General features: G+C 69.2%; 22 protein-coding genes and 4 pseudogenes. 10 read left to right on the top strand and 16 right to left on the bottom strand.

Annotated elements, in window-relative coordinates:
- The first annotated feature begins 189 nt into the window (after positions 1–189).
- Entirely contained in the window at positions 190–486 is a 297-nt protein-coding gene (locus ACFY8O_RS33975) for a transposase (protein WP_387909199.1), read from the top strand.
- A 34-nt stretch (positions 487–520) separates the two neighbouring features.
- On the opposite strand, the gene ACFY8O_RS33980 is transcribed toward ACFY8O_RS33975, so the two are convergent.
- Positions 521–1,516, bottom strand: coding sequence for a hypothetical protein (locus ACFY8O_RS33980; protein ID WP_387909201.1), 996 nt, complete (start codon positions 1,514–1,516; stop codon positions 521–523).
- 939 nt (positions 1,517–2,455) lie between these two features.
- On the opposite strand from ACFY8O_RS33980, the pseudogene ACFY8O_RS33985 reads away from it, so the two are divergent.
- Together ACFY8O_RS33985 and ACFY8O_RS33990 are read left to right on the top strand one after the other, a co-directional pair.
- Positions 2,456–2,901: pseudogene (locus ACFY8O_RS33985) on the top strand (DUF6328 family protein); the annotation flags it as partial.
- Between the two features lie 1,320 nt (positions 2,902–4,221).
- On the top strand, positions 4,222–4,818 hold the full coding sequence (locus tag ACFY8O_RS33990) for a hypothetical protein (RefSeq protein ID WP_387909203.1): 597 nt from the start codon (positions 4,222–4,224) through the stop codon (positions 4,816–4,818).
- 201 nt (positions 4,819–5,019) lie between these two features.
- On the opposite strand, the gene ACFY8O_RS33995 is transcribed toward ACFY8O_RS33990, so the two are convergent.
- From ACFY8O_RS33995 to ACFY8O_RS34020, 6 genes and pseudogenes are all read right to left on the bottom strand, one after another.
- Positions 5,020–6,777, bottom strand: coding sequence for a ThuA domain-containing protein (locus ACFY8O_RS33995; RefSeq protein ID WP_387909205.1), 1,758 nt, complete (start codon positions 6,775–6,777; stop codon positions 5,020–5,022).
- The gene (locus ACFY8O_RS34000) at positions 6,774–9,593 is read right to left on the bottom strand and encodes a PQQ-dependent sugar dehydrogenase (RefSeq protein WP_356739578.1); all 2,820 of its coding nucleotides are present in this window, start codon (positions 9,591–9,593) and stop codon (positions 6,774–6,776) included. Before ACFY8O_RS34000 ends, ACFY8O_RS33995 begins: the two co-directional genes overlap by 4 nt.
- Before the next feature lie 567 nt (positions 9,594–10,160).
- The gene (locus ACFY8O_RS34005) at positions 10,161–10,712 is read right to left on the bottom strand and encodes an EF-hand domain-containing protein (protein WP_387909208.1); all 552 of its coding nucleotides are present in this window, start codon (positions 10,710–10,712) and stop codon (positions 10,161–10,163) included.
- Between the two features lie 135 nt (positions 10,713–10,847).
- The gene (locus ACFY8O_RS34010; protein WP_387909210.1) at positions 10,848–13,160 is read right to left on the bottom strand and encodes a molybdopterin-dependent oxidoreductase; all 2,313 of its coding nucleotides are present in this window, start codon (positions 13,158–13,160) and stop codon (positions 10,848–10,850) included.
- Between the two features lie 504 nt (positions 13,161–13,664).
- Positions 13,665–13,865, bottom strand: a pseudogene (locus tag ACFY8O_RS34015) (hypothetical protein); the annotation flags it as partial.
- A gap of 720 nt (positions 13,866–14,585) precedes the next feature.
- On the bottom strand, positions 14,586–14,942 hold the full coding sequence (locus ACFY8O_RS34020) for a hypothetical protein (RefSeq protein ID WP_387909212.1): 357 nt from the start codon (positions 14,940–14,942) through the stop codon (positions 14,586–14,588).
- Between ACFY8O_RS34020 and ACFY8O_RS34025 the strand changes: the two genes are divergently transcribed.
- The 3 genes from ACFY8O_RS34025 (at position 14,941) to ACFY8O_RS34035 (ending at position 16,115) form a co-directional block, all read left to right on the top strand.
- Positions 14,941–15,093, top strand: coding sequence for a hypothetical protein (locus tag ACFY8O_RS34025; RefSeq protein ID WP_387909214.1), 153 nt, complete (start codon positions 14,941–14,943; stop codon positions 15,091–15,093). The two genes, ACFY8O_RS34020 and ACFY8O_RS34025, sit on opposite strands and share 2 nt — an antisense overlap.
- 558 nt (positions 15,094–15,651) lie before the next feature.
- Positions 15,652–15,897 (top strand): hypothetical protein, encoded by a 246-nt coding sequence (locus tag ACFY8O_RS34030; protein ID WP_387909216.1) that lies wholly within the window; start codon positions 15,652–15,654, stop codon positions 15,895–15,897.
- Complete coding sequence (locus tag ACFY8O_RS34035; protein WP_387909218.1) at positions 15,894–16,115, top strand: LexA family protein; 222 nt, start codon at positions 15,894–15,896, stop codon at positions 16,113–16,115. Before ACFY8O_RS34030 ends, ACFY8O_RS34035 begins: the two co-directional genes overlap by 4 nt.
- A gap of 537 nt (positions 16,116–16,652) precedes the next feature.
- Here ACFY8O_RS34035 and ACFY8O_RS34040 read toward each other — a convergent pair.
- The 3 genes from ACFY8O_RS34040 to ACFY8O_RS34050 form a co-directional block, all read right to left on the bottom strand.
- Entirely contained in the window at positions 16,653–16,898 is a 246-nt protein-coding gene (locus ACFY8O_RS34040) for a hypothetical protein (protein WP_387909220.1), read from the bottom strand.
- Between the two features lie 77 nt (positions 16,899–16,975).
- Complete coding sequence (locus tag ACFY8O_RS34045) at positions 16,976–17,251, bottom strand: hypothetical protein (protein WP_387909222.1); 276 nt, start codon at positions 17,249–17,251, stop codon at positions 16,976–16,978.
- 97 nt (positions 17,252–17,348) lie between these two features.
- Positions 17,349–18,193, bottom strand: a protein-coding gene (locus ACFY8O_RS34050) for an IS5 family transposase (protein WP_387909224.1) whose coding sequence is annotated in 2 segments (ribosomal slippage) — positions 17,349–17,831 and positions 17,834–18,193 — 843 coding nt in all. Because the reading frame shifts where the segments join, the coding sequence is not laid out codon by codon here.
- A 308-nt stretch (positions 18,194–18,501) separates the two neighbouring features.
- On the opposite strand from ACFY8O_RS34050, the gene ACFY8O_RS34055 reads away from it, so the two are divergent.
- Positions 18,502–18,780, top strand: a complete 279-nt coding sequence (locus ACFY8O_RS34055) for a hypothetical protein (RefSeq protein ID WP_387909226.1) — start codon at positions 18,502–18,504, stop codon at positions 18,778–18,780.
- Positions 18,781–18,823: 43 nt separating this feature from the next.
- On the opposite strand, the gene ACFY8O_RS34060 is transcribed toward ACFY8O_RS34055, so the two are convergent.
- The 3 genes from ACFY8O_RS34060 to ACFY8O_RS34070 form a co-directional block, all read right to left on the bottom strand.
- Positions 18,824–18,955, bottom strand: coding sequence for a hypothetical protein (locus ACFY8O_RS34060; RefSeq protein WP_387909228.1), 132 nt, complete (start codon positions 18,953–18,955; stop codon positions 18,824–18,826).
- Positions 18,956–19,337: 382 nt separating this feature from the next.
- Positions 19,338–19,640, bottom strand: a complete 303-nt coding sequence (locus tag ACFY8O_RS34065) for a hypothetical protein (protein WP_387909230.1) — start codon at positions 19,638–19,640, stop codon at positions 19,338–19,340.
- A 905-nt stretch (positions 19,641–20,545) separates the two neighbouring features.
- Positions 20,546–20,755: a hypothetical protein gene (locus ACFY8O_RS34070; protein WP_387909232.1), complete on the bottom strand. Its 210-nt coding sequence runs from the start codon at positions 20,753–20,755 to the stop codon at positions 20,546–20,548.
- A gap of 89 nt (positions 20,756–20,844) precedes the next feature.
- Between ACFY8O_RS34070 and ACFY8O_RS34075 the strand changes: the two genes are divergently transcribed.
- A complete protein-coding gene (locus ACFY8O_RS34075) occupies positions 20,845–21,030 on the top strand; it encodes a hypothetical protein (protein WP_387909234.1) in 186 nt (61 codons plus the stop codon).
- A 923-nt stretch (positions 21,031–21,953) separates the two neighbouring features.
- Here ACFY8O_RS34075 and ACFY8O_RS34080 read toward each other — a convergent pair.
- Together ACFY8O_RS34080 and ACFY8O_RS34085 are read right to left on the bottom strand one after the other, a co-directional pair.
- Positions 21,954–22,164 (bottom strand): annotated as a pseudogene (locus ACFY8O_RS34080) (MFS transporter); the annotation flags it as partial.
- A pseudogene (locus tag ACFY8O_RS34085) lies at positions 22,151–22,314 on the bottom strand (IS5/IS1182 family transposase); the annotation flags it as partial. The pseudogenes ACFY8O_RS34080 and ACFY8O_RS34085, both read right to left, overlap by 14 nt.
- Positions 22,315–22,424: 110 nt before the next feature.
- Here ACFY8O_RS34085 and ACFY8O_RS34090 point away from each other — a divergent pair.
- Together ACFY8O_RS34090 and dhaL are read left to right on the top strand one after the other, a co-directional pair.
- Complete coding sequence (locus ACFY8O_RS34090) at positions 22,425–23,423, top strand: dihydroxyacetone kinase subunit DhaK (protein ID WP_387909236.1); 999 nt, start codon at positions 22,425–22,427, stop codon at positions 23,421–23,423.
- Positions 23,424–23,480: 57 nt separating this feature from the next.
- A complete protein-coding gene (gene dhaL, locus ACFY8O_RS34095; protein WP_387909238.1) occupies positions 23,481–24,149 on the top strand; it encodes a dihydroxyacetone kinase subunit DhaL in 669 nt (222 codons plus the stop codon).
- Between the two features lie 37 nt (positions 24,150–24,186).
- Here dhaL and ACFY8O_RS34100 read toward each other — a convergent pair whose 3' ends face one another.
- The gene (locus tag ACFY8O_RS34100) at positions 24,187–24,867 is read right to left on the bottom strand and encodes an HAD family hydrolase (protein ID WP_145806951.1); all 681 of its coding nucleotides are present in this window, start codon (positions 24,865–24,867) and stop codon (positions 24,187–24,189) included.
- Between the last annotated feature and the right edge of the window lie 652 nt (positions 24,868–25,519).

The following is a 25,519-nucleotide window of genomic DNA, read 5'->3' on the forward strand; positions in this document are numbered from 1 at the left end:
AGGGACAGGTCAGCGCCGGCTGGCACGGCCCCTACCCGACCTCCTCACCCACCGCGGCCCCGCTGATCGTGGCCAGGTTCACCAAGAGCCAGTGCCGCCCCTGCCCAACCCGCGCGCAGTGCACCAGCACCGCAGACAGCGCCCGCACGGTGGGCTTTCCCCCGCGAGAACTCCGCGATCTGCAACTCCGTGTCAACCGAGCAACAGACACCCGAATGGAAGGCCCGCTACGCGATCCGCTCCGGAGTGGAGGGCACGGTCAACGAGTTCGCCCACGGCCACGGCATGAGGCGCTGCCGCTACCGCGGACAGGGGAAAGTCCACATCCAACACGTCCTGACGGCCATCGCCGTCAACATCGAGCGCCTCAGCAGACTGCCACCGACTGAGGACGCATGCGCACCCCGCCGACCGACTGCCTTCCAGAACTACCTAGACCAGCGCGAGCTACCCCGACCGAAATCCTGGCGAACCCTGGGCACCTGACCTCGACCGCTCCAAGATCCCCGACAGAGTCAAGCTAGGAGAGAACCCATTGGGGTGGGTGGCCGGGGTCGGCCGGGCAGGTGAAGACGTGCAGGTCCCGGTTCCGGCCGAAGCGGAGCCGGGTCGGTTGGGCAACGGACGGGCCGCCCTGGATCGAGGCCTTCCCCAGCAGGGACGGGTCGCGGTCCTCCAGCGGCACCCAGCTGTGCGAGCCGGCGTCCATCTCATCACCGCCGGCGGTCAGCAGCAGCCGCATCGGGGTCGCGCAGGATTCGCAGACGATGGCCATCGGGCCTGTCGGCGCCCAGCTCGGAAAGCCGCCCACCCGCCAGCCGGGCGGGATCGACAGGTCGAACTGGTAGCTGGGGGCCGCAGGGCCGTGTTCCGCCGCCTGGGCGTCGTCCCACGCGTCGATACGGGCGATCAGAGAGGCAGGCAGCGTGTCGTCCTCCGCCCAGGGATAGGTGTCCACCTCTTCGGGATGCAGGACACACGGCTCGGGGAGTTCGTGCTCCCATCGCAGCATGGGCACTTCGGGCGGGGCGGCGAGGAAGCTTTCCGCGCGCTCGGTCTTTGCGGCCCGCCGCCACCGCAGGTGGTAACGGCGTTCCAGGTACGGACCGTGATTGCACGGGCAGCGGAAGATCTGCACCAGATCCGCACCGTCGGGCCCGGCCCCCAGGGCTGGGATGTCCCGGCGGAAGAACTGGGCGAGGCCTACGAACGGCACCGGTCCGTCTTCCCCGGGCGTTCCGGAGCCCGGCCACGGCTGGCTCCGCGGCCAGACGCCCGCGGCCCGGGCACTGCGGATCTCGTCCGGCTCGTACCCCTCGGTCTCGCGCTGGTGGGGCTCCTGGCAAACCGGCCACGGCTCGTCGGCCGGCCACAGCATCGGCCCGCCGACATGGCTCTCGCGCATGCCCGGGCGCCCCGGCCTGGGGTGCAGTCGGGTGGTCCGGCCCAGATAGGCGGCGAGCTCTGGGAACACAGCCTCCACGGGCACAGGTCTGGTCGGCGTGTTCCTCGTCATGAGCAGACCGTACGCGGACGGGGAAACACCTCGCGAGTGCATTGAGCCCAGTGCGGTTCACAGGCCCCGGCACCGACGCCAGGGTCCCCCGTTCTCATGGACATCGGCTTCGGACCTGCGCGCATCCCGAACCGCTGCACACCTGTTGTCGCTACCCATGCTCGACGCCAACCGGTGTCACCGAATTGCGCACGCTGCAGATACCGACACTTCACCAGTGCCGCAGGAACTCCACCGAAGCACTCATCGGCGGCGTCACCGGATCTCGGCGCCGCCCCCAGGCCTTGCTGCTGGGCCGCTATGCCACCACCGGCCGTGCGGCTGGTGGGGAAGACCGTCCCGCTGAAGCCCGGGCCGGCCCAAGACCTTGCCAAGCAGCTCACCGCAGCCTACCCCGGCCACCCATGGACCGGTATCCGCTTCGCCGCATCCTGGAGCAGCCGAATCCCCTTGGAGCCTGCCCTGGTGGCACCCCTGCTTGTTGCGGAGTTCAGCGCCCATGTGTCACAGGACCACGGCGTGTGGCGCCACCCGCTGCGCTGCGAACGGACCCGGACGGACCTCATGCCCTCCGATACACCGCTGTTCGACGCGGACGATGCGGTATCCGACGGCTGACGCGGCTCGCGTCCCGACCCCTCCGGCAGAGCAAGCGTAGGCCGTCCGGGTCTGGCGGTGTACGCGCGTTCCCGCCGAACCCATTCGACAAGGAGCGGCCACCGCCGCGACCGCAAGGGTAGTGGTGGCGGCGAGCGTGGCGGCAGGCTGCAGTCCGGGCGTTCACCGGGTCCGCTCAGCGGGTTGGGCTCCGGAAGGGCATGGTCGTTGTCCTGGTCGTTCGGTCCGGCATCGGTGCACCGTGGCGGTGGCCGGGCTCAGGTTCCGGCGGTGGTCTGGTGACGGCGCGGGGTACGGCGCCGTGGACGGCGTGAGGTTCCGGTGCGTCGGCGTGATTCGGCAGCCTTGCAGGCGGTGGGTGTGCAGATCCTCTTCGGCTTCTTGCTGAGTGTGGCGTTCACACCGGTGTTCAAGGACCTCGGAACGTTCGAGCGGGCCGTCTACATCGCAACCGTCGTGCTCGGAGCGACATCCACCGCCTCGCTCATAGCCCCCGTGTCCCTTCACCGCTTCCTGTCCAGTCAGCGCATGAAGGACGACGTGGTCGAGACCGCCAGCAGGCTGATGATGGGATGGTGTGCTGGCCCTCACCATCGGGTGCACCCTTCTGCTCATCCTTCACGTGGTGATCGGGGGGGGAGCCGCTCGCGATCATCCTGGTCGGCAGCGTCATGCTCTGGTTCTGTCTGTGCTGGTACGTCCTGCCCCTGCTGCTGCGCCGCAGGGCCGCGACACGTCCTCGCTCGCGCCGCGCGACGAAGAGTTAGCGCGAGGTCGGGCGGCCGTGCGTGCGGGCGGGCGCCGGCGTGCGGTGTCACGTCGTAGAGCGGCGCCCCGCAGCACGAGACGCTTACGTCCGCCGTCGTGGCGGCGGACGCCGCGGCGCACATCCGGGACAGCGGATCTCCGGACTCCCGCAGTACGCGTCAGCCAGCTCCTATCCGTTCAGCAAGCCGCCCAGCACGGTCGCCACGAACCCGGCAGGCGGCCCGACGGCCGCGGTCGCGCCGAGGGCGGCGAGGAGGAGGCCCATGGAATGTGGGCCGGCGCCCGGCCGCCACGTGCCCTGCGGGGGTCCTGCGGGTCGTAGGTGACGCCACGGCCGGGTTCCGGCGGCGCATCAGCACGGTGACCGACGATTCCTGTGTCACACTCACGCCCCCAGCCGTCGTGAACCGCAGAACAGGGTTCTTGGCCTGCTGCTTGGGAGACGTATGATATTCAACTATCTCGCCGGGCGCCGTCACCCCGCGAGCCCTGAGGATCCACGGGTCGCGCAGGAAGAACCTCCGTGCCACCACCAGCAGTCCGGCGCCGCAGGGCAGTAAGAAGGCCGCAGCGGTCAGCCAGCCCAGTTGGTCCGGGGCCTCCACGACCGTGAACAGGACCACCAGCACCAGCAGGTAGTCGGCCACGCCCATGCTCACCCGGGCGGCACGGGACGTCAGCGCGAGTGGAGTCCGGGGCGTGGACGTGACGGTCACCAGGGCCGCCCCGTCCGTGACGGGCGTGACGCCCTCCATGGCCCCCCCGCAGACCCTCGGCGAAAGCAGTCACGGCGTGCCTGTTGCGGCTGCGCACCTCGAAGGCGCCCCCCAGGGGCGTCACCGGTGATCCGGAGCCGCACCGCCGTCACTCTCCACGGCGCCGACGCCCCGCAGCGGTATCACCCACGTCGTACGCCCCCGAACCACCCTCACCTCCCCATGCCCCAGCCGCATGGCGCCACCGCGCCCCTTCAGTACGATCTGTGCGTCCCGCCCCATGAGCCGGATCCTAGTGGGGCAGGGGGCGTCTCCAGATGAGCGGGCTGAAAGGGAGTCGCGACGGTTCCGCCACGTGGCGAGGCCGCGTCCGCGTCCGTGGATGACCGGCACCGGGGTGGAGCGGACGCGCGGAGCCGGTGCCGGCGGTGCACCAGGGACGGACTCCCACCGGCGAAGAGGATTCCCCGTCCCCGCCACCTGTCGATCGTGGTGTGTGTCTCGCCCGGATGCGTCGTCGCATTGGTGCACCGGTTCCACTCCGGCGAGCGTAGTGGTGATGTCCGCAGATCTCCGCGGGCCTTCACGCAGTGAGGAGCAACGATGTCGGAACGCAACACTGCTCTGCGCAGTGTCCACGACCTGGGGCTGGCAGCATGGTTCGGCGGGTCCCTGATGGGGGCGGTAGGTCTGAACGGCGCCGCCAGGAGCGACGGACGCACGGAGACGGAGACCTCCCGGATCGCGAGTGCGGGCTGGGCGAAGTGGACGCCGGTCAACGCCGTGGCGATCGGCGCTCACCTGATCGGCGGCACCGGTCTGCTGGCCGCCAACGCGGCCCGTGTGCAGCACCAGCAGGGGGTCGCCGCCTCGACCCTCGCCAAGACCGTGCTGACCGGGGCGGCGCTGGCCGCGACCGCGTACAGCAAAGTGCTGGGCAAGAAGCTCGAACTCGTCACCTCGGACAACCCCGACGACCTGGAGAAGGCCGCCAAGCACCCCGTCGACCTGGACAAGGCCCGTACGCAGCTGACAGTGATGCAGTGGGCCGTCCCAGCTCTGACCGGGGCCGTCGTCGTGCTCAACGCACTGCACGGAGAGCAGCAGCGACCGTTGCAGCAGAAGGTCGGGATGCTGCAGAGGGCCACGTCCCGGGTACCTGTGCCTCACGTGCACCAGCACCTGTGCGACATCCGCTGAGGTAGTCGCCCGAGGTTCGCCGGGCCCTCGTGCCCGGCGCGGGGTGGGCCGTTGCGACGGCGCGGTCTCCCCCCGAGGTTCCTTCTGTGGGAACGGCGGCGGTGCGCTTCGGCGTCGCGCCCCGCCGCCGTCACCGGCCCGATGTCGCGGCCGGTTCCGTCGTCAGCGCCTCCCGCGATGACGACGGAGTCGAGGGCCTGCTCAGCCCGGCAGGATCCACTTCTGGTTGACGGCGGCGAGGCAGGTCCACAGGTGGAGCTTGGTGCCGTCGGCGGAGGACACGCCGGACGCGTCGAGGCACTTGCCCGACTGGGGGTTTCTCAGGGTGCCGTCGCTCTGGGGTGCCCACTTCTGTGCGGCGGTGTTGTTGCAGCCGTAGAGCTGGATCTTCGTGCCGTCGGCTGTGCCGCCGCCGCTGATGTCCAGGCACTTGCCGAGGGCGCGCAGTGTCTGGTCCGTGCCGACCGTCCATTGCTGGGCCGCCGACTGGTTGCAGGTCCACAGCTGGATCTGCGTACCGTCCGCGCTCGCGCCGTTCGCGACGTCCACGCACTTGCCGCCGATCCCCGTGACGGCTCCCTCCCTGGGGCCGGTAGTGCCTCCGAGCTCCTTGATGCGGATGTTGCGGAAGGCGACGTCGTCGCCGTCGCCGTGGTTCTGCAGGCCGATGTGGCCCTGTTGGAGGCTGCGGGCGGGCACGGTGTTGGTGAAGTCGTTGATCTGCACTCCGTTGAGGTACACCCTCAGACGTTCACCCTCGACCCGGATCTCGTAGGTGTTCCACTCGCCGGGAGGGTTCAGCGCCCTGTCCCGGGCGGCCAGATCGGCGGACTTGTAGCCGTAGACGGAACCCGTGGTGCGGTCCGGAGTGTCCGTGGCGTCGATCTGGATCTCATAGCCGTTGTCGACGGCCGACCACGGGTTGTCGGAGGCCGGGAAGCCCACGAAGACACCGGAGTTGTCGTCACCCGCCTGACGCCAGTCGAGCTTCAGCGAATAGGACCTGTACTCCTTCGTCTGGTACCAGAGCAGGCCGAGACCGCCCTGCGAGGTGAGGGTGGAGTCGGCGTGGGTGAAGGAGCCGGGCCCCGCCTGCTTCCAGCCCGTCGTTCCCGAGGTCCCGAAAAGCGTGGCGTAACCCGTCTCCGGGCGGCAGTCGGCCTCGGTCATGCCGGCTGACCAGCGGATGCCGCCGAGCAGGTGGCGGCGGAAGGCCGGGTCGGCGTAGGACTCCTCGGTGTGGCCGCCGCCGGTGTAGAAGGCGCGCCCGCCCTGGTAGTCCTTGCACCAGGCGATGGGGTGGTCGCCGCTCATGGAGCCGCCGCTGTAGCTGGACTCGTCGAGCGAGGCCAGTACGTGGGCGCTGGTGCGCGGATTGGTGCGGTAGTTGTACCACTCGTCGGTCCGCTGCCATGACGGGCCGAGGTGGGCCGTGGCGTCGTGCGCACGGTCCTCCACCTTCACGGTGGCCGGCTGGATCGCCGGGTGCGACTGGAACAGGGCGCCGGCCAGACCCGCGTACCAGCCCCAGTCGTACTCGGTGTCGGCCGCGGCGTGGATGCCGACGTAGCCGCCGCCCGCCGCGATGTAGCCCTCGAAGGCGGTCTGCTGGGCGGCGTCCAGAACGTCGCCCGTGGTGGAGAGGAAGACGATGCTTTCGTACCCGGCCAGGTTGGCCGGTGTGAAGGCGGCGGCGTCCTCGGTCGCCGTGACGGTGAAGTTGTTGGCGGTGCCAAGGGCGCGCAGGGCGGTGACGCCTTCGTCGATGGAGGAGTGGCGGAAGCCGGCGGTCTTGGAGAAGACGAGCACGTCGTAAGCCGGGTCGGCGGCCGATGCTACGGGGCGTACCGACGGGGCCGGCCCCGAATCGGCGGCCGTGGAGACGGCTGAGGGCAGGACGGCGGCGGCGAGCAGTCCGCAGACCGCCACGGAGGTCAGGGTGCCGAGTCGTCGGCTCATGGCAGGATCCACTTCTGGTTGACGGCGGCGAGGCAGGTCCACAGGTGGAGCTTGGTGCCGTCGGCGGAGGACACGCCGGACGCGTCGAGGCACTTGCCCGACTGGGGGTTTCTCAGGGTGCCGTCGCTCTGGGGTGCCCACTTCTGTGCGGCGGTGTTGTTGCAGCCGTAGAGCTGGATCTTCGTGCCGTCGGCTGTGCCGCCGCCGCTGATGTCCAGGCACTTGCCGAGGGCGCGCAGCGTCTGGTCCGTGCCGACCGTCCATTGCTGGGCCGCCGACTGGTTGCAGGTCCACAGCTGGATCTGCGTACCGTCCGCGCTCGCGCCGTTCGCGACGTCCACGCACTTGCCGCCGATCCCCGTGACCGGACCACTGCGAGCGGGTGTGCCCGTGGTGCTCAGGGTGAAGTCGTCGACGTCGAAGAGGGATCCGCTGCCGCCCTTGAAGACGAGGTACAGGGTCGTGGTGCCGGCAGGACGGTTGGTGAGGGGCGCGGACACGTTCTGGAAGGCGTCCCAGCCTCCGGTGACGGGGACGGCGGCGGAGCCGAGCAGGGTCCCGGTGGGGGATCCGGCACGCACCTCCAGAGTGCCTCCACTGCCACCGGAGGAAACCCGCGCGGTCAGTGAGGTGGCGTTGCCGAGGAGGTACGGCGTGAAGGAGATCCAGTCACCGTTCTCGACGTTCCCGACGGTCTTCCCGCCGTTCGCCGACGCCTTGTCGATGACCGTCACGCCCGCGGAGGCGCCGTAGTGCTCGGCCTGGCGCTTGCTGCCCTGGCTGATGTTCTGGTCGTGCGTCGTCAGGGCGGGCTGGCCGTTCGCCCCCTTGTCGGTGTACTCGGCATCCCAGACGCCGAAGATGTTCGCGTTCGGGTCGTGTTCACCGTCGGCGATCGTCTGGACGGTGCCGGAGCAGCCGGTGGCCGACGTCTGAGGGTGACCGTGGCTGTCGTGGCCGACGATGAAGGTGACCTTGACCTTGGAACAATCGATCGTGCCGTCCTCGGGGTCCGTGACGGTCACCCTGAAGGGAACGGCCGCGCCCGGGTCGATGATGGCGCCGTCGGCCGGGAGTTCCAGGCTGACGGCGGGGGCGGTGTTGCCGACGGTCACGATGACCGAGGCGGTCGCGGTGTTCCCGGTTCCGTCGGAGAGCGTCAGCTCCGCCGTGTAGCGGCCGTTGGTGGTGTAGGTGTGCGAGGGGCTGGCCGCCGTCGAGGTCGAGCCGTCGCCGAACTTCCAGGAGTAGCCCAGGGGGTCGCCGTCGGGGTCGGAACTCCCCGCCGAGGAGAACTGCACCGCCAGTGGTGCCTTCCCCGACGTTCGGTCGGCCGTGGCCTTGGCGATCGGGGAGCGCCCTCCGGTGACGTTCTCGATGCGGTAGAGGGCACTGTTGGCGTCGCCGTTGAAGTAGCCGGTGCCGTAGTCGAGCACGTACAGCGCACCGTCCGGACCGAAGGCCATGTCCATGATCTGGGTGCCCTGCCAGGGGAACGCGTTGATCGACTGCACGGTACCGTCGGCACCCTGCTCGACGCGTTTGATCCACTTGCGGCCGAACTCGCCGGCGAAGAAGTCACCGTCGTAGCTCTCGGGGAACTTGACCGAGGAGGCCGACGCGGCGTTGTAGCGGTAGACGGGTCCGCCCATGGGCGATTCGGAACCGCTGCCGAACTCGGGCACCGAGCCACCGTCGTACGGAATCCAGGCGGGCTGCGCCGGAGGCAGGTCGGTGAGGCCCGTGTTGTTCGGCGAGGTGTTCCTGGGGGCGGCGCAGGAGAACGCGGAGCCCGATGCCGAGGTGGCGAAGTCGTAGTCGACGTAGGCGCTGTTCTTGCCGGTGCAGTATGGCCAGCCGAAGTTCCCGGCCTTGGTGATCCGGTTGAACTCGACCTGTCCGGCGGGCCCGCGGCTCGCGCTCGCTGTGCCCGCGTCAGGGCCGTAGTCACCGAGATAGACGATGCCGGTGGGCTTGTCGACGCTCATCCGGAACGGGTTGCGGAACCCCATGGCGTAGATCTCGGGTCTGGTCCTCGCGGTACCGGGGGCGAAGAGGTTCCCCGACGGGACGGAGTAACCGCCGTCCGGGTTGACCTTGATGCGCAGGACCTTGCCCCGCAGGTCGTTGGTGTTGCCCGACGAACGCTGGGCGTCGTAACCGGGGTTGCGGTCGGCCCGCTCGTCGAGGGGGGAGTAGCCGTCGGAGGCGAACGGGTTGCTGTCGTCCCCGGTGGAGAGGTACAGGTTGCCCTGGGCGTCGAAGTCGATGTCACCCCCGACGTGACAGCACAGGCCCCGGCTGGCCGGGACGTCCAGGACCTTCTTCTCCGTGGTGGTGTCCAAGGTGCCGTCCGTCCTGAGGACGAACCGGGACAGCCTGTTGACGCCGTCGAACGGTGCGAAGTCCGCTGCCGAGCCGTTCGCGGGTGCGTCCCCGGCGGGGGTCGAGAGCTTCGGCGCGTAGTAGAGGTAGATGAAGCGGTTGGTGGCGAAGCCGGGGTCCACACCGACGCCCTGGAGCCCCTCTTCGTCGTGGGAGTAGACGTCCAGCTTCCCGGCGACCTTGGTGGTGCCGGCGGCGTCCGTGAGGCGCAGCGTGCCGTCCCGCGAGGTGTGCAGGACGGACCTGTCTGGGAGGACGGCGAGCGTCATCGGCTCACCGGTCTCGGCCACCCCCTTGGCGAGGGTGACCTGCTGGAAGGCGTCGGCGGCCGGGGCCGCTTCGGCGGGTCTCTGCTGGGCGGTGAGGGCGCCCGCGACGACGAGCAGGGTGCAGACGAGCGCCGCGAGGGGCCGGGTGGGTCTCCTGTGCACGCGAATCCTCCGTGGGTGACGGGGCCAGGGTGGAGCACAGGCGCGCGCCGTCGCGCCGGGGAGGCGGGTGCCCACGGGGGGAGGGAAGGCACTCCGTCCTTGTTGTCGGGTTCAGATCAGGAAGGTAATGGCTTTTGCCCCCGCCAGATAGTCCTTTGACGCACCGGGCGGCAACTTTCTCTAGGGGCGGGACAAAGAGCCTGCCGAGGGAGCCGGCGGAGGGGGCGTGATCGGGAACTACCGCACGGTGCTCAAGCACATCGCCGAGGTCGGCCCAGCCCAGGACGCGCTCACGAAGGCAGCGGCCATGACCGCTAAGACCCGACCGGGCGCTGGAGGACCCGGACGAGGAGACGGCAGCGGACGAGGTCACGAAGCGGCTGGAGGGCAAGGTGTCCCCAGCCGTGATCACCCTGATCAACGCGCACCCACAGCCACCACAGGCGCTGCCAACCCCACCGCACTCGACGCTCCTAGGCGCTACGCGCCCCCACCCCGCCACACGGCCGCCGACCAGGGTGACAGAGACTGGGGTGAGGGCGGGTCCCAGGGCGCATCCGAGGGCTGTCAGGTAGTGACCTTGCCGAAAATGTGGTTGGCGGGCGCCTCGGGGTCGTTGCCGTAGAAGAACTCTTCGAGTGCGTGGTGGAACTCGTCACGGTCCAGTCCGCCGGAGCCGTCGCGGTCCAGGGCGGCGAAAACGGCGGCGCAGTCCTCGCGGGGGACGGCGGCGACCGAGTCGAACATCTGCTGGAACTCGGCCTGGTCGATCTTGCCGTCCCCATTGAGGTCGACGAGGTCGAAGAAGCAGTTGGTGACCGGCCCAATCTGCTGCGGGTAGAGTGCGCGGTCGATCAGGACACTCTTGAAGCCTTCGGTCATCTCCCGCACGTCGACCTTCCCGTCACCGTCCTGATCCATCGGGGCGATGACGTTCGACCAGAACTGGTCCATCCCCTCGGTGAGCCGGCGGGCGGTCTCGGCATCAGGGGTGGTGTCGCGGGCGCTGATGTAGCGCTCGCTCATCTTGCGGACATCGCGCTGGGTAATGAACCCGTCGCCGTCGACATCGGCGCCCCTGAACCACTGGCCGTACTTGATTTCTTGAAGTGCAGTCATGACTGCGCACCGTATTCATGCAGTCACGGCCATGCAAACGCCTGGGTGGAGGCCCGGCGCCGGCCCGGACCTGGCGACCGTGCGCCTGGCGAGAGTGAACAGGGCAATCACTCCCGTCGTTGCGATGGCTTCGTTTCAGTGTTCGAGGTGTGGCGGTGTGAAGGCGAGGAGCTCCTCGACCGGCCCGTCGTAGACCTCGACGTCGACGAGGGCACTGTGCGCACTGGGGCCCTGGGACAGGCGCGAGCACCCGCGGTCCCCGGTGAGAGTGTTCGGGTTGCCGTGCCGGTCCAGGGTTCCACTCCGGCCCGGCCGGGCCGGGTCCCACCACGCTCCGGTGGACAGCTGAATGACGCCGGGCATAACGGCCTCCGACAGGATCGCGCCCGCCAGGCAACTGCCTCGGTCGTTGAAAACGCGCACGATCACGCCGTCCTCGATACCGCGGAACGCCGCATCTTGCGGGTTGATCGTCACGGGCTCGCGGCCGTGGATCTTTGACTTGAGGCTGTGGCCACCGTTGTCGTACTGGCTGTGCAGGCGCGAGGCAGGCTGATTCGAGATCAGGTGCAGCGGAAAGCGGTCAGCCAGATCGGCGCGAAGCCACTCCACGGGTTCGAACCACGTCGGATGTCCGGTGCAGTCGTCGTAGCCGAATGAGTCGATCGCCTCGGAGAAGATCTCAATCCGGCCCGACGGCGTCGTCAGGGGGAAACGCTGCGGATCGGAACGCAGTGCCTCGAAGCTGCCGGGAAACGGCCCACTCAGGGCCGGCATTTCGACACCCCAGGCGCGCTGCCAGAAGCCGTCGAAGTCCGGCAGGACCGCGTCGTCGCCGAGGTTGGCCCTTGTCTGTTCGTAGAGGTGCCGGACCCATTCGCTCTCGGAGCGCGCCTGGGTGAACTCGCGCTCATAGCCGAGTCTGGCAGCGAGGGCGGCGAAGATCTGGTGGTCGGTGCGAGCCTCGCCGGCCGGCTCGCGGACCTTCGGCATCGCGACGAGGTGGGGGTCGGAGAACCCGGCGGTGAAGTCGTCACGCTCCAGACTGGTCGCGACGGGAAGCACGATGTCGGCGAACTTCGCCGTGGTATTCCACCAGGCTTCATGGACCACCACCGTGTCCGGACGCTGCCAGGCACGGGTGAGGCGGTGGAGGTCCTGGTGGTGGTGGAAAGGGTTGCCTCCGCACCAGTAGACCAGGCGAAGCTCGGGCAAGGTCAGGCGCCGGCCGTCGTAGTCGATGGTCTTGCCCGGGTGCAGCAGAGTGTCGGCGATCCGTGCGACAGGGATGAAATCCGGAACGGGGTTGGACACCCGGGGAATTGACGCCACGGAGGGGCGGCCGGGGGCGACGCCGGTCGCGTCCATCGTCGCGTAGCCCGCGCCCCAGCCGCAGCCGGGCCGTCCCATCGAGCCCGTCATGGCGGCCAGCACGACAGACATCCAGATCGGCTGTTCGCCGTGGTCCGCCCGCTGTATCGCGTAGTTGACCATGATGAGGGAACGTTGCGTGGACAGGCGGCGCGCGAGGTCGGTGATCGTGTCGTGGCTGATGCCCGTGATCTCCGTCGCCCAGGCAGCGTCCTTGGCGATACCGTCGAGCTCGCCGGTCAAGTAGGAGGCGAAGCGGTCGAACCCGACGCAGCACCGGCGCAGGAAGTCCTCGTCGTGCCACCCGTTGACCAGCATCGTGTGGGCGATGCCGAGCATCGCCGCGGTGTCGGTGTTGGGGATGACGGGCAGCCACTCGGCATCGAGGAAGCCGGCGGTGTCACTGCGGATGGGGCTGACGTTCACGAACCGCACCCCGGCCGCACGGCACTTTCGCTGCAGGTCCTGCGTCCGGTGCCGGGCCAGCCCACCAGGGTTGATCTGGCTGTTCTTCAGGGCCAGCCCCCCGAACGCCACCACCAACTCACAGTTCTCGGCGATCTCGTCCCACATCGGCATCCGGGACTGGTAGCTCCACGGAGCCCCGCCGATCACGTGCGGAAGGATGACCTCTAAAGCCGCGGTGCTGTACGTGTTGCGGGAGTCGGTGTATCCCCCGCCCAACGCCAGGAACCGGTGGAGCTGACCCTGCGCGTTGTGGAACGCGCCCGCACTCGCCCAGCCGTACGATCCGCCGAACACCGTGCTGTCCCCGTGCTGTGAACGCACCCGACGGAGCTCCTCGCTCACCAGCGTGAGCGCGTCGTCCCAGCTCACCTCCACGAAGGCGTCCGTGCCCCTGGCCGTGTCATGGGCGCGCGGCAGGCCGTTCAGCCAGCCCTTGCGCACCGCGGGGCGCAACACGCGGGCGCTGTCGTCGGCGGCTGTCACCATCCCGGGGCCGATAGGCGACGGCGCGGGGTCATCGCCCCTCGGCTCGATACGCACCAGCCGACCGGAATCGACCACCGCGATAAAACTGCCCCAGTGCGTCGCAACCGACATGCGTTGTTCCACCGTGCATCAACTCCACCCCTGATGTTCCCCGGCTCCCGGACAGCGGTTGCTTACGCCACAGGGCTCCACTTCAGTCGACGGCCCACAGGACAGAGACTTCCCCTGTGGCCTGCTGCCCAAGCCCGGCGACGACAGCCAAGAGCCGCACAGAAGTCCGGCCCGCATCGACCCGCACCACGAAGCACCTGTCGGCAAACGATGGCACCCCCAAGTGATCAACACACCACCCACGTATGGTCACGTGATCGTGGAAGCACAGGTGCGTGACGACGGGTTTTCGCCAGCTCAGCAGGACGAGATCTGGAGACGCTGGCGCGAAGGACAGCCGTTCCGCATAATCGGGCGGGCGCTCGGGGCACCGATGCAGCACGCCCACTCATAGCCGTCCTCCTCGCCTCGCCCGGCGCCTGGTCATCGCCGCTGAGCAGGTCGTTGATCTCGTCCTCGGTGAGCTCGACGTCTTCCATGGCCCACATGATGCCGAAGCCACCCCTCGTACCGGGCTCACTCGTCCTGGCCATTGTCATCGTCGTCGAGATCAACGGCTTCCGGATCGCGCAGCGGGCGCAGGCCGTTGTCCGGCTGGGTGGCGGTGAAGCTGTAGCGGCCCAGGACATTCAGATTCTTGTGCTTGAGCGGGGAGAGCCGCGCCACGTCCTCGTCGCGGATCTCCTGGCTTTCGGCGCGGAGCCGGGCGACGAGGGCCCACGAGATCCGCGATGAAAACATCGCCGGGCTCTCTTCGCTCAAGCACCGCAACCTGAACCTGCTCGGCCGCTACAGCTTCACCGCTAGCGTCCCGGCCGCCGGTCTCCTACGGCCGCTGCGCGACCCGAACACACCGGAGCTGGACGAGGACGACGACAGGGCCTGACAGAACACGGACCGTGCCGGGTTGCCGAGCGAGTCGAGGAACCCGGCGGCGAGATCTTCGTGACCACCACGGACACGTCCGCGACTGCCACACCTTCCAGGTCCTGGCCGGCGCCAACACCACGGCCAGTGACCAGCCCTTCCACGTCATCGTCCCCTGACGGCAGGGCTGTGAGCAGGTGGAGTCGAGCGCGCGGCGCCCGGCTCCGCCTGCGGTGCCGGCTCAGCAGGAGCCGGCACCGCAGGCGGTCAGGGATGAGCGCGTGATGCAGCGGTTCAGTCGCTCAGCGGGAAGAAGTAGAGCCCGTGGCTGACGAGACCCAGTTGAGGCGCGTTGTTGAGGCTGGGCAGCGTCTTGTGGAGCTGGAACCTGAGGAACTCGTCACGGCTGGTGTAGGCATCTGCCGCGGGGACGCTGTGCAGAACGGCCTTGGCGCGGTCACTGCTCAGGTAGGCCGACCTGCCGCGATTCCCAGCCGGTGTTCCGCATAGGTCGTCACGTGCCCGGCTTGAAACACGAGACGCAAGGACACGCATTCTGCTTGCATAACGTCAGGCGCGAACAGCCAGCCCCACACCTGGGTGACGGTGAGGTTGTGCGGGGCCGGTCCGGGGTGCCAGGGGTGGCGGTAGGACGGGGGGCGGTTCGCAGAACGCCGAGGCGGTCCAAAACGCCGGGGGCAATGGGTGGCTGTTCTCCAGGAGTGTCGTGCCGGCGGAGTTGATCCGGGCCCGCACCGCGGACAGGGCGCGTCGGGCGTCGGGCGGGGAGAGCAGATCGGGAAGTTGTGCGGGCTCGACGAAGTCGATCGCGGTGATCTCGCTCGGGGGCAGACGGATTTCGCCGATCCGGTCGTCGTCCCAGGTACCGCCGTCGAAAACGTGCAGGATCTTGCCGGGAAACCGCATGCCGGAAGGCACGCTGACACTGCCGGGGGAGACCCAGTCGACGGCCAGGCACACCGCGGACCGCCTGCTCCACAAGGTGCCGGACGGCCACCACCGCGTGAAGAGCGGCCTCGACCCGGGCACCGCCCGGTGCTGCCCCCGCCAGCCCTGAGGGCGGCCCCAGGACGTGGTGGTCGTGATCCTCCACGACGCCGGAGTCGATGGCGGCGGCGAGGGTGTCCTGTACCTCCTTCAGCATGCTCACCACGCCCTCCCACTCCTCCGGAGTCGGCCGCTGCGAACGCTGTTCCTGCATCTACTGCCTCCGAATGACCCGAGGGGGGATTGGTGCACCGGACGCCCTGGGTCAGGGACGTTGACGGCCCAGTTCCACCGGCCGGTCTCATCACGCTGCTATTCGTAGTCGGCGTGGCCGTCGGGCCGAGCTGGCCCCGGTTGGTGATCAGCATGGCACCGGCGGTGCGCTCCTGGGGCGTGAGGCCGGTGGCGTCCAGGAAGAGCTTGTCCAGCGGCCCGCCAGCAGTTCGACACGGCCGTGTCCAAGCAAGGCGTAAGCGTGGGAATCATTGTGACCAGCCCTGGAGACCCGCTTGCGCAGGTCGTCCATGCGCACCAGCGGGCCACCCGCCCACGAGCAGCGTCCCTCGATCGGGTGGAGACTCCGGGACCGAGGATGCGCCAAAAATCGAACAAGTGCTCTAATCGGAGGATGGAATCCTTCCCCTTCCCCGACGACCTGGTCCACGCTCAGCAGGCCTGGCACGCCGCCTACCGCGAGCTCGCCGCGCCCCGTCCCCGCCACACCACCGCGCTACGCCGCCGCCTGCTGGTTCTGTCCGTGCGGATCCAGTGGCATCCGTTCTGGTCCACCCCTCCCGGCCGCGTCCCTGCGGCCCGGGTGGAGCTGAGGCGCCTCGCCCGCCGCGAGGGTCAGCTTGAGGCGAGGACGGCATGAGCGGGCCGGGTGTCCTGTCCGACCGGCAGGTCGCGATCCTGCGGGTGATCGGGGACTGGATCACTGAGCACGGTGAGGCGCCGACGGTCCGGGAGATCGGGGCGGGGGTGGGTCTGGCGAGCACCGGATCGGTCGCCTACCAGCTCGGCCGACTGGAGGCCCGGGGTCACATCGGCCGGACCGGACACCGGTGGCGCTCCTGCCGCCTATGCGCTTAAGCGTCCTTCCGGCAACGCGGATCCGGTGCGCGACCGGGTGCGCAATCGCGCAGTGCCGTGCGCGCCGTCTGCCAGCCAATTGCAGGGTCATCTGGGAGCCCTGCATCCGAGGAGCTCGCCTCGCCGCGCCAGGGCCCGCCCGTCCTCGGGGTTGTCGTACCGGCGAGGAGTGATCGCCGGTACGACCTGTAGAGGATGCCAAAGGCCTTCCTGCTCGGCGTGAGTGGGCCGGGTGGAGGTGCTTGCCGTGGTGAGTTTCTCGGGTACTCACCACGGCAGCGCTGGAGTGCTGTGGCTTCCGGGAGCTGGCTGGGAGGCCCCAGGAAGCCACAGCGGGCCGGGCGCTCACCCGCCGGCCGGGCAGGGCGGAGCATCTAACCGCTGCCACCCTTGCGTCTCAGTCCGGAGCCAGGGCACCGCCACGCGAGAGCGAGGCCCCCGCATCACCGGCCCGGCCCTCGGGCACTTCCGCAGCACACCCTGCGGCGCAGGCCTGGGCGCGACCGGAGGCGGCTCGCCCCAGGGCGTCACAGTGGGTCAGGCGCTGTCGCCGAACCAGTGCAGCCGGTCCGGGTCATCGGGCCGGCCCTCGTAGTGGGACCGCCCTCTCGGCCCGTACGCGCCGAGCTCGGTGAGGAGCGCCGCGCCGTCCAGCAGCTGCTGCACGCTCCACCCGGTGACATCGAGGCGCTGCCCGTCCAGGGGTCCGTCGATCAGTGCCGCGTACCGGCGCCCAGGCGCCTCGCCGCCCGGCTCCCCGGGCCCCCTGCCCCAGATCCTCATCCGCGCATTCTCCCGGCGGCCGGCCGAGCCGCGGCGCAGTTTCGTGAGGCGGTGACCACTAGGCCGTCTCTTTCGGATCAGGCTTGGGCGGCATCCCGCTCTGCTTGCAGCCAGCTGAGCTGCGCCTCGCTGAGCGGCGGCTCAAAGCCTTCAGGGAACATGAGCGTGAGGGGCTGTGGCCACATGCTTTCAGGCCCGTGCTCTTCACAGTGCAGAGCGATGAGATGCGGCCCCTCCCCGCAAGCCTCGCGCTGGTAGAAGCGGTCATGCGCCTGGCAGAAGTAGGAGAACACCGCGCAGTTGTCCTCGTCAGTCGGCTCGTGGTAGCCGGGGTCCCGGACGATCAGTGTCACCGGTTCCTGACGGTTGAACCGAGGGATGGGCCGAGGATCGCACCACAGCAGTCGAGGAGGAAGCACGCGACCATTCTGTGCCAAGGGCGGCTTCGAGTCAGCGCGCGGACCAGATGAAGATGCCCGCGAGGTGGAGTGCCGCCTGGTAGATGGTGGCGGTCTTGTCGTATCGGGTGGCCAGACCGCGCCACTGTTTGAGCTTGTTGATGCACCGTTCGACTGTGTTGCGTTGTTTGTAGGCGTCGCGGTCGAAGTCTGGTGGTCTGCCGCCATGGCTGCCGCGGCGTTTGCGGTTCGCGGCCTGGTCGGCGGGCTGCGGGATTACCGCCTGGATCCCTCGTCGGCGGAGATGCGTGCGGATCGCGCGGGACGAATACGCCTTGTCGGCCAGGACCACCTCCGGCGTGGTCCTGGGACGGCCGGTCGGCCGGGGCACCCGTAGCCGGGCCATTACCTGGGTGAACGCGGGTGCGTCACCTGCCTGGCCGGGCGTGAGGACGAAAGCGAGTGGCCGGCAGCGGCTGTCCGCGGCGAGGTGGATCTTCGTGGTTAGCCCGCCGCGGGACCGTCCGAGGGCATGGTCCCCCGGCTCGCCGACCTGGGCCCCTTTTTACGTGCGCCGGCAGCGTGCTGGTGGGCTCGGACGACGGTGGAGTCGACCGAGACGACCCAGTCGAGGTCGCCTTCGGCGTCGGCTTGGGCGAGCAGGGCGGTGAAGACCTTCTCCCAGGTGCCGTCGGAGGCCCACTTCCGCAGCCGGTTGTGAGCGCCCTTCCACGATCCGAAGTGCTCGGGCAGGTCCATCCACGGAGTCCCGGTGCGGTACTTGAACGCGATCGCGTCGATCACCTGCCGGTGATCCCGCCACCGTCCACCCCGCCTCGGAGTCCGGTCTGGCAGCAGCGGCTCGATCCTCGCCCACTGGGCATCAGTCAACGACACGCATTAACCAACGATCAGATGATCCGAAGGAAACGGCCTAGCACCCACGAGCCACGCATTCAAGAAAATCGCGCCCCGGATACTCGTCGCTCGATTTTCTTGAATGGGCCTGCCCGGCCGCCGATGCTGCGGCTGTGGGCAGGGGGTTACGCCGTTAACCCCCGCCCCCCCGCATCGTGCTGCCCACCACCCCGCGACCCGGTCGTCAAGTGTCCGCGAATCCGTCCCACGCCCCGTCAGGGCCCGCCTGACAGAGCGCTGGAACCGATTTTCGCGAGAGCTCGATTCGACGGGCTGGATTGCGGACGGTGCGATGGGCGATGGGCGGCGGCACGACCGTCGCCTGCCGCGGCCCCGGCACCCCGTACACCAAGGCGCAGGGCAAGACGCCCTCGCCGGACGGCGGCCACCTCTACGAGCGGCCCTCGGCCCAGCAGCCCGGCGGCCGGTACAAGGGCACCGCGATCGCGACTTGGACCGTCACCTGGACCGCTCCTGCCCTGGGCGACGGCGGCCAGTTCACCGAGACCCGCGCGACGGAGTTCACCGCCGACGTCCGCGAGGTCCAGGTCGTCAACACCAACTGACCGGACCCGGCGTAGAGGCCGATCCGACCGTGACGCCCAGCCGTCATACGTCCCGGTAGACCCTGCTCCCGTGACGGCTGGACGTGATCTGCCCGCAGACCGGGCAGGTCAGCAACCGGCGCATCCTGGTGTCGCCGGTCCACTCCGCCTCGCCGAGCATCAGCCCAAGGCCCATGATCCGCATGGCCACCTGCCGGTCGCGGTACGCCTGGGCCCGACAGACGTCATCGCAGTACCGGCGCCGAGCCGGCGCGCCCCGCGGCAGCCTGGCACCGCAGCAGGCACAGCTCCGACGGCGGGCCATACCTCCAGAATCGCTCTCCAGGGGCGCCGAGCTGCCGTGGTGAGTTTCCGTGGTGAGTGGGCCCGGGGCCGTGGTGAGTGGAACGTCGGACCTGGTGAGTTTCCCGTTTCGCTACTTACCACTGCAGGTCAGGGGCGTGTAGGGCTCCTCACCATGAGGGTCGCCGTGGGTGCCGGCGCCACCCTCACGTGCCGGGCGAGCGTACGGAGGCTGTTGCTTGCTCAGCGCCTCGGGAGACGCTGAGCGGTTCGGGTTACCGGGTGCTGCTGGTGGGCGTGGGCGGCTGGGAGGTCTTCGTCGGTGGGGGCGTGTCGTCGGACGCCTTGGTCGCGGTGACACCGCCGGTGACGAACACTCCGATCGCGATGACGGCCGCGGCGACCGTGGCGCCTGCCACCGCACGCTCACCGGTGGAGTGGGGCACTGCCCCAGGCGTTGGCGGGACGGCCGGCGCCATCTTGCGGTGGACCACGATCCACGCCACGACGGCCGCGACTAAGAAGATCAGTGTTCCGCTCGTGATTTCTATCGATGCACCGAGAATGGTTACGGTCACCAAGGGCCCCTTGTGGGTCCGGGGGCCCGCTCGTCGCGACTCCTACATCCAGCGAGCGGGCCCCGTCCAACCGGGCCCACCGCGGGACCGGTTCACCCCTCCTCGGGAGTCATCCGGGCCCGGAAAGCAACGAAGGCCCAAATCTCCTTTGAAGGGGATGGGGCCACGGGGACCCTTCTACCAAGAAAATCGGCCCTCTGATTTCCTGGTTCGCGATGTGAGATAAACCCAGCCGCTTGTGAGCTTGTGAAAACGAAATTCTCGGCGATACCGGAGCAAAAGCCATGGCCCGTCACGGCGATCGCGTCCTGCGCAGGTGCCCGGGGCGGAGGTTCCGTTGCTGGTGCCAGGCCCAGCCCTTCACCCCGGGCGGAGCCACCCTGCCACGGCCGTACGGCTGCCCGCTCACCAGTTCGCGCTGCGGGACGCCAGGTCCTCGAGGCTGCCAGCGGGGCGCACCTCGCCCGGCCTCGCCCCGGTCGGCCGCGCCTCGGCCCTGCAGGATCGCCTCGTCAGGCGCCGGGCAGGCCGGCGCAGCGCTGGGCGGGGCTGCGGCGGGCCGATAGCATCACCGACACCATGCCCGACGGTATGACCGACGCTATGGCCGACGGTACGACCGACACTATGGCCGACACGTGCTCGGAGCCAGCCTCTGCACAACCGCAGGTCAGCCACCGGTTTGCGCGTGGTGAGTGCTCAGACTTCCCCTCTTCTACCTGGCTGCCTGGCTATGGGTGGTGAGTGGTGGTGGCTGGAGTTGGGCGTGGTCTCGGGGAAACGCGGGCGGCGCTGCGCTGGCAGGTCGCCCAGACCGAGCGCCGGTCCGGAACACGTCTGCCGCCCGCAGACCGGACTGACCGGCTGAGCAGACGGCCCCCACCGGCTCGGAGAACTGGCGAGGCCTACGCCGCGGCGTAGGTGTGGGCGCGCCCGCCGCGCCACTCGACCCACTCCGGCTGATCGAGCAACTGGTCCGCGTGGGGGAGCCCGGCCCGGCGCAGGAACTCGATGACGTCTTGGTCGTCGTAGGCGAGTCCGGCGATCTGCCCACGGATGGTGACCCGCCGCCCGCCCGTGGGGGAGGGGCGGTGAATGACTATCGGCGCGCTCATCCCACCAGGGTGCGTCTCCATATCAATTCCAGCATGCCGGGCAGGCTCCCGGAGTCGCGGTCCGTGCTGGAGCGTCGTACACCGGAAGCATGAGCGAGGAACAGACGTCGTGGCATCCGGGCGAGGTCGTGCCGGAGAGCGGGATCTACGAATGCGACTGCGGGGCCGGCCACCATTGGAGTACGGACGTGAAGGGGCACCGTTTCCCGCCCCTCCCGGCAGGCTGCCCAGGAGAGTCGTGGACGCTCCAGACGGACGCGCACCCCGGCTCCTGACCCCCCGGGCACCCGACCACCCCGGAGGCAGCTTTGCGTGGTTCCGAGGCCGCGCGTGGAACCGATGCTCGCGCAGGCCCGCGCAACCCTGCCTCCCCTGGTACCGGACCGTCGATGGTGGTAAAGCCCACCTTCGACGGCTTCCCTTCGCCGGCGGGGATCGGCCCACCGGCCGCTCCGCGCCCCCGGCGGGCTGCCAGGCTGCCCGGCTGAGCGGCGCAGCGGTCCGCCCCGCCCCGAGCGCTCCACGCTGCCGAGCACTGCCTCGCCTGCTCCGCAGTAGGGACAACTCCGCTCGGGCGCCTGAGCGTCGCCCCGTCTGCTGGGCACGCGGGTGCCGCCCACGACATCTGCATGATCCGGACAGTGATGTGGACCTCGCCCGCAGCGCCGTCGAGATCCGACCTGACCTTGAGCAGTCCCCACACCACTCCGCCGCCCAACAGGCCTGATCTTGGACGGCCCCTGCACCAGGACCGAATCCTCAACGAGGCGCTTGGGTGCGGCGATGCACTGAAGTCGGTGCACCTGGTCGGGATCGCGGAGGAGACCGGCATGCACTACGTCGGGTCCGCCCATCCCGAACACAGGGCCAAGTTGCCGAGGTGAGGCGGGCCATCAGCCTCCCGGCTCATCAGCATGCCACGGTGCGCCTGCTCGGACACGGCGGGCGCCGACAGCGATCTGCAAGGCGCTCACAGGCACATCGGCGGCGTTCGGTACGGGGCCGAGGGAGTAGTGGCCGGTCATGTGGCACCAGGCGGGCAGGTCCAGTGGCGCGGCCGGGCGGTGGATGATGTGGACGATCGAACCCGGCTTTGCACCGGTGATCTCCTTGGGCAGGCGCAGCAGGAGGGTGACGCAGAGCAGGCCGGTGCCGTCGACGGTGACGTCGGGCACGGGGATGTCGGAGTTCGTACAGTTCATCGGCGGTAGGCCGTGGCAGCGACGGCGGCCCAGGTGGGCGAGGAAGAGCGCTCCGCCGGTGAGGGCGAGGGCGGGATAGCTGGTGGCGGCGACCATGATGCCGGAGGCCATGCCGCCGGTGGCGCCGGCGATGGAGACGTCGACCAGGCCCTGGGTCTCGGCGCGATTTGCGAGGGGGACGGTGTCGGTGATGATCGCGCTGCCGGAGCACCGCGCAGAAATTCTTGAGCCGGCTGATGGTCCGCTCGACCTCGTCGCCCCGCCGATAGCGGTCGCGGTCGAGCCGGCGGGCCTGCCCTCCTTCCTGCCCCTGCGGCGACGGTGGGCCCGCTGGTCCTTCAGTTCCGGGATCGCGTGAGCCGTCGATACGTTCCGCGAGTTGCCATACACGCTCGGTCACCCTCACCATGGAAGTCTCGTCCGGATGCCAGTGAGTCTGGCTGGCCGCGGACAGAAGGGTTCGGCATATGGCCAGGTACTTCGAGAACGAAACCGGCGAACTCGTCCCAGACGCGCTGTCCGGCTTCGCCCGCGCACACGCGGACCTTGTGGCATACAACCCCCGCGACGGGCTCTTCACCGCCCGTCACCCCTCACCGGCCCGCAAGGTGGGGCTCTTGTCAGGTGGCGGCTCGGGGCACGAACCCCTGCACCTCGGATACGTCGGCACCGGCATGCTTGACGGCGCCTGCCCCGGGATGGTCTTCGCCTCTCCGCACAACCGGCAGATCTTCCGGGCGTCCCAGGCAGTGGCGGGACCGGACGGAGTCCTGCACATCGTCAAGAACTACACCGGTGACCGGATCAACTTCGGTATCGCGGCCGAACGGCTCGCCGACGCGGGCATCAAATGCGCACGGGTCCTCGTCGACGACGACCTGGCCTCCGACTCCCAGAAGATCTCGGCAGGGCGCCGGGGCACGGGTGCCACGATGCTGGTCGAGAAGGTGCTGGGCGGCGCCGCGGACACCGGGATGGGGCTCGAAGGGCTGATGAAACTCGGCACCGCCGTCGCGAGCCGGTGCCGGACGTTCGCCGCCGCCTCCGCCGCCCACCACGCACCGATCACCGGCGAACCGGCGTTCGAGCTGCTGCCCGGAGAACTGGAGTACGGCGTCGGGATCCACGGCGAGCGCGCCGACCGCACCAGGAGACGGGGCAGTATGGGTGCACTGGTGGAGGACATGGCCGACGCGCTGCTGGACGCTCTGCGCCCCGGGCCGGACGATCCGGTCGTGGCCCTGGTCAACGGTCTGGGGTCGGTCACCTCGCTCGAGTTGTACGGCATCTTCGGTGAACTGGGCCGGGTCCTCGACACCCGGGATGTGCGGCTTGCCCGACACCTCGTCGGCGACTACGTGACCGCGCTCGACATGCGGGGCTTCTCCTTGACCCTCATGGTCGCCGACCGCGACACCCTGGGCTTCTACGATGCGCCGGTCCACACCCCGGCGTTGCGCTGGTAGGCGGCCCGCAACCGCCGCTCAGGGTGCCGCCCGTGACAGGAACAGGAGGACAACCCCATGACGACCGCCGCTTTCGACGCGACACGGACTCGCACGTGGATGCGTCGCTTCGCCGACTCGGTGTACGCCACCGAGGCCGAGTTGACCGCGCTCGACCAGCGGGCGGGGGACGGCGACTTCGGGACCAACCTCGCGACCGGGGTCCGGGCCGCCGGGCTACGGCTCGACCGTACGGATGAGTCGGCCGGCCCTGCGGGGATCTTCAGCGCCATGGGCACCGCCTTTCTCGATGAGATCGGCGGGACCAGCGGCCCTCTTTTCGGTCTGCTTTTCCAGGCACTGGGCAGGGCAGCCGCGGACTCCGGCCCGCATCTGACGACGGCCGCACTCGCAGAGGGCACCGCTCAGGGCCTCGCCGCCATCCGCCGTGTGGGCGATGCATCACCCGGCGACAAGACGCTGATCGACGCACTGGACCCGGCCGCGGCCGCACTGCGGGCGACAAGGACCGCGCCGCCCGCGACCGCCCTGGACACGGCGGCGGACGCCGCCTGGAGCGGGGTACGGGACACCGCGTCCCTGTCGGCGCGCATGGGCCGGGCCAGCTATCTCGGTGAACGGGCGACGGGCATACCCGATCCCGGCGCGGTGGGCATCGCCCTGCTCTTCGCCTCCGCGGCCGGCGTCGTACCCGCCCTGGGGCCTCATCTGCGCCCCACCGGTTGACCGCGCTCGCTCCGCAGGGGTGCAGCACCAGGGGGCTCTACTCCCCGAATCGGCTGCGGGCCCAGCCCACCAGCTCCCGGTCGGCGAGGCTCTCGACCCACAGGTCGGCCTGCTCGGCCTCGGAACCCGGCGGGCAGGGCCCGAGGCCGATGACGCGGAGGCCCGCCCGGCGTGCGGATTCCATGCCCGTGAGCGAGTCCTCCACGGCCAGAGCCTCCTCGGGCGGTACGCCGCACAGACGGACGGCCACGCTGTAGAGATCGGGCTCCGGCTTCGGCCGGACTCCCTCGCCGGCGACAACGACGTGGCTGAAGGCGGAAAGGAGTCCGGCCCGTTCCAGGCACGTCTCCACTGTCTCCCGAGGGCAGTTGCTCGCCACCGCGAGGGGCAGGTGCCGAGCGGCCAGCCGGACCAGTGCCGCAGCGCCCGGCATGGTGGCGGGATCCTCATTGACCAGCGCCGTGAAGGTGGTGAGCAGAGTGGCCGCCAGGTCATCCGCGAGGTCCGGCTTCCCGGTCTCCTGGGCCATGAGTGCGCCGCACTCGGTGTAATGCACGCCCTTGGCGCGGTCGGCGAATCCGGCAGGCGGCCTGAGACCGAAGAGCCCGAAGGTGACGTTCCTGGCTTCCTGCCAATGGCGTTCCGTGTCCATCAGCGTCCCGTCGCAATCGAAGACGATGGCTGACGGGGACCAGGCAAGGATGTTACGAGCTGTCATGTGACTGCCCTTCTCGAACTAGAGGACTGCGCTGACCGTTCCGGTGCACGGTGCACAGTGCGCAGTGCACGGGTGGCAGAGAAGTGCTGAGGAATGCGCGGCAGTGAGAGACCGCACAACCCGGAACGGCCGCGGCGACCACGGGCACGTTGCTGCACGCCTCATGGCGGACATGGGTCGGCGCTTTCGGCGTGACTAAAACATCGTAGTCGTTACGTTATTTAGCTCTCGCCGCGTTCCGCAATCACCAATTCGAGTGCATGGAAATGCCGCCACCCCCCAACTGCGGGGTGTGGGGACAGGCCTGCAGTAGATGCCACAGCGTCCGCGATGCGATCAACGGGCCTGGTGGGAGGTGTGTTTGGCAACCGGTTATGCCACGCGGAGCGTCGTCGGGACACCCGCGCGGAACGTTTCCCCTGGCGGGGCGACAGATTGCGTGAACATGCATCCGCTCACGACCGAAGAATAATAGGATCTTCGCGCGATGCGACTGCACCCCTATGGGGATTCCATCCCCTCGCAGTGCAGGTATAGAACATTAGAGCGAAAATGGAGCATACGTGCAGGACAGGGCCCGAGAAACCCGCAAAGTATTGCTGGAATCAGCCGCACATCTATTTTTCGAACGGGGATATGCGGGAACGAGCGT

This window comes from Streptomyces argenteolus (assembly GCF_042902585.1).
GTDB lineage: Bacteria > Actinomycetota > Actinomycetes > Streptomycetales > Streptomycetaceae > Streptomyces > Streptomyces argenteolus.

What these genes read in the sequence shown, in the direction of transcription:
- ACFY8O_RS34035 (WP_387909218.1), top strand. Translation starts at nt 15,894, where the DNA reads ATGAGCGGGCCGGGTGTCCTGTCCGACCGGCAGGTCGCGATCCTGCGG.
- ACFY8O_RS34075 (WP_387909234.1), top strand. Translation starts at nt 20,845, where the DNA reads ATGAGCGAGGAACAGACGTCGTGGCATCCGGGCGAGGTCGTGCCGGAG.
- ACFY8O_RS34030 (WP_387909216.1), top strand. Translation starts at nt 15,652, where the DNA reads ATGGAATCCTTCCCCTTCCCCGACGACCTGGTCCACGCTCAGCAGGCC.
- ACFY8O_RS34040 (WP_387909220.1), bottom strand. Translation starts at nt 16,898, where the DNA reads ATGAGGATCTGGGGCAGGGGGCCCGGGGAGCCGGGCGGCGAGGCGCCT.
- ACFY8O_RS34020 (WP_387909212.1), bottom strand. Translation starts at nt 14,942, where the DNA reads ATGCGGTTTCCCGGCAAGATCCTGCACGTTTTCGACGGCGGTACCTGG.
- ACFY8O_RS33990 (WP_387909203.1), top strand. Translation starts at nt 4,222, where the DNA reads ATGTCGGAACGCAACACTGCTCTGCGCAGTGTCCACGACCTGGGGCTG.
- dhaL (WP_387909238.1), top strand. Translation starts at nt 23,481, where the DNA reads ATGACGACCGCCGCTTTCGACGCGACACGGACTCGCACGTGGATGCGT.
- ACFY8O_RS34070 (WP_387909232.1), bottom strand. Translation starts at nt 20,755, where the DNA reads ATGAGCGCGCCGATAGTCATTCACCGCCCCTCCCCCACGGGCGGGCGG.
- ACFY8O_RS34100 (WP_145806951.1), bottom strand. Translation starts at nt 24,867, where the DNA reads ATGACAGCTCGTAACATCCTTGCCTGGTCCCCGTCAGCCATCGTCTTC.
- ACFY8O_RS33980 (WP_387909201.1), bottom strand. Translation starts at nt 1,516, where the DNA reads ATGACGAGGAACACGCCGACCAGACCTGTGCCCGTGGAGGCTGTGTTC.
- ACFY8O_RS34060 (WP_387909228.1), bottom strand. Translation starts at nt 18,955, where the DNA reads ATGGGCCTTGGGCTGATGCTCGGCGAGGCGGAGTGGACCGGCGACACC.
- ACFY8O_RS34090 (WP_387909236.1), top strand. Translation starts at nt 22,425, where the DNA reads ATGGCCAGGTACTTCGAGAACGAAACCGGCGAACTCGTCCCAGACGCG.
- ACFY8O_RS34025 (WP_387909214.1), top strand. Translation starts at nt 14,941, where the DNA reads ATGCCGGAAGGCACGCTGACACTGCCGGGGGAGACCCAGTCGACGGCC.
- ACFY8O_RS34005 (WP_387909208.1), bottom strand. Translation starts at nt 10,712, where the DNA reads ATGACTGCACTTCAAGAAATCAAGTACGGCCAGTGGTTCAGGGGCGCC.
- ACFY8O_RS33995 (WP_387909205.1), bottom strand. Translation starts at nt 6,777, where the DNA reads ATGAGCCGACGACTCGGCACCCTGACCTCCGTGGCGGTCTGCGGACTG.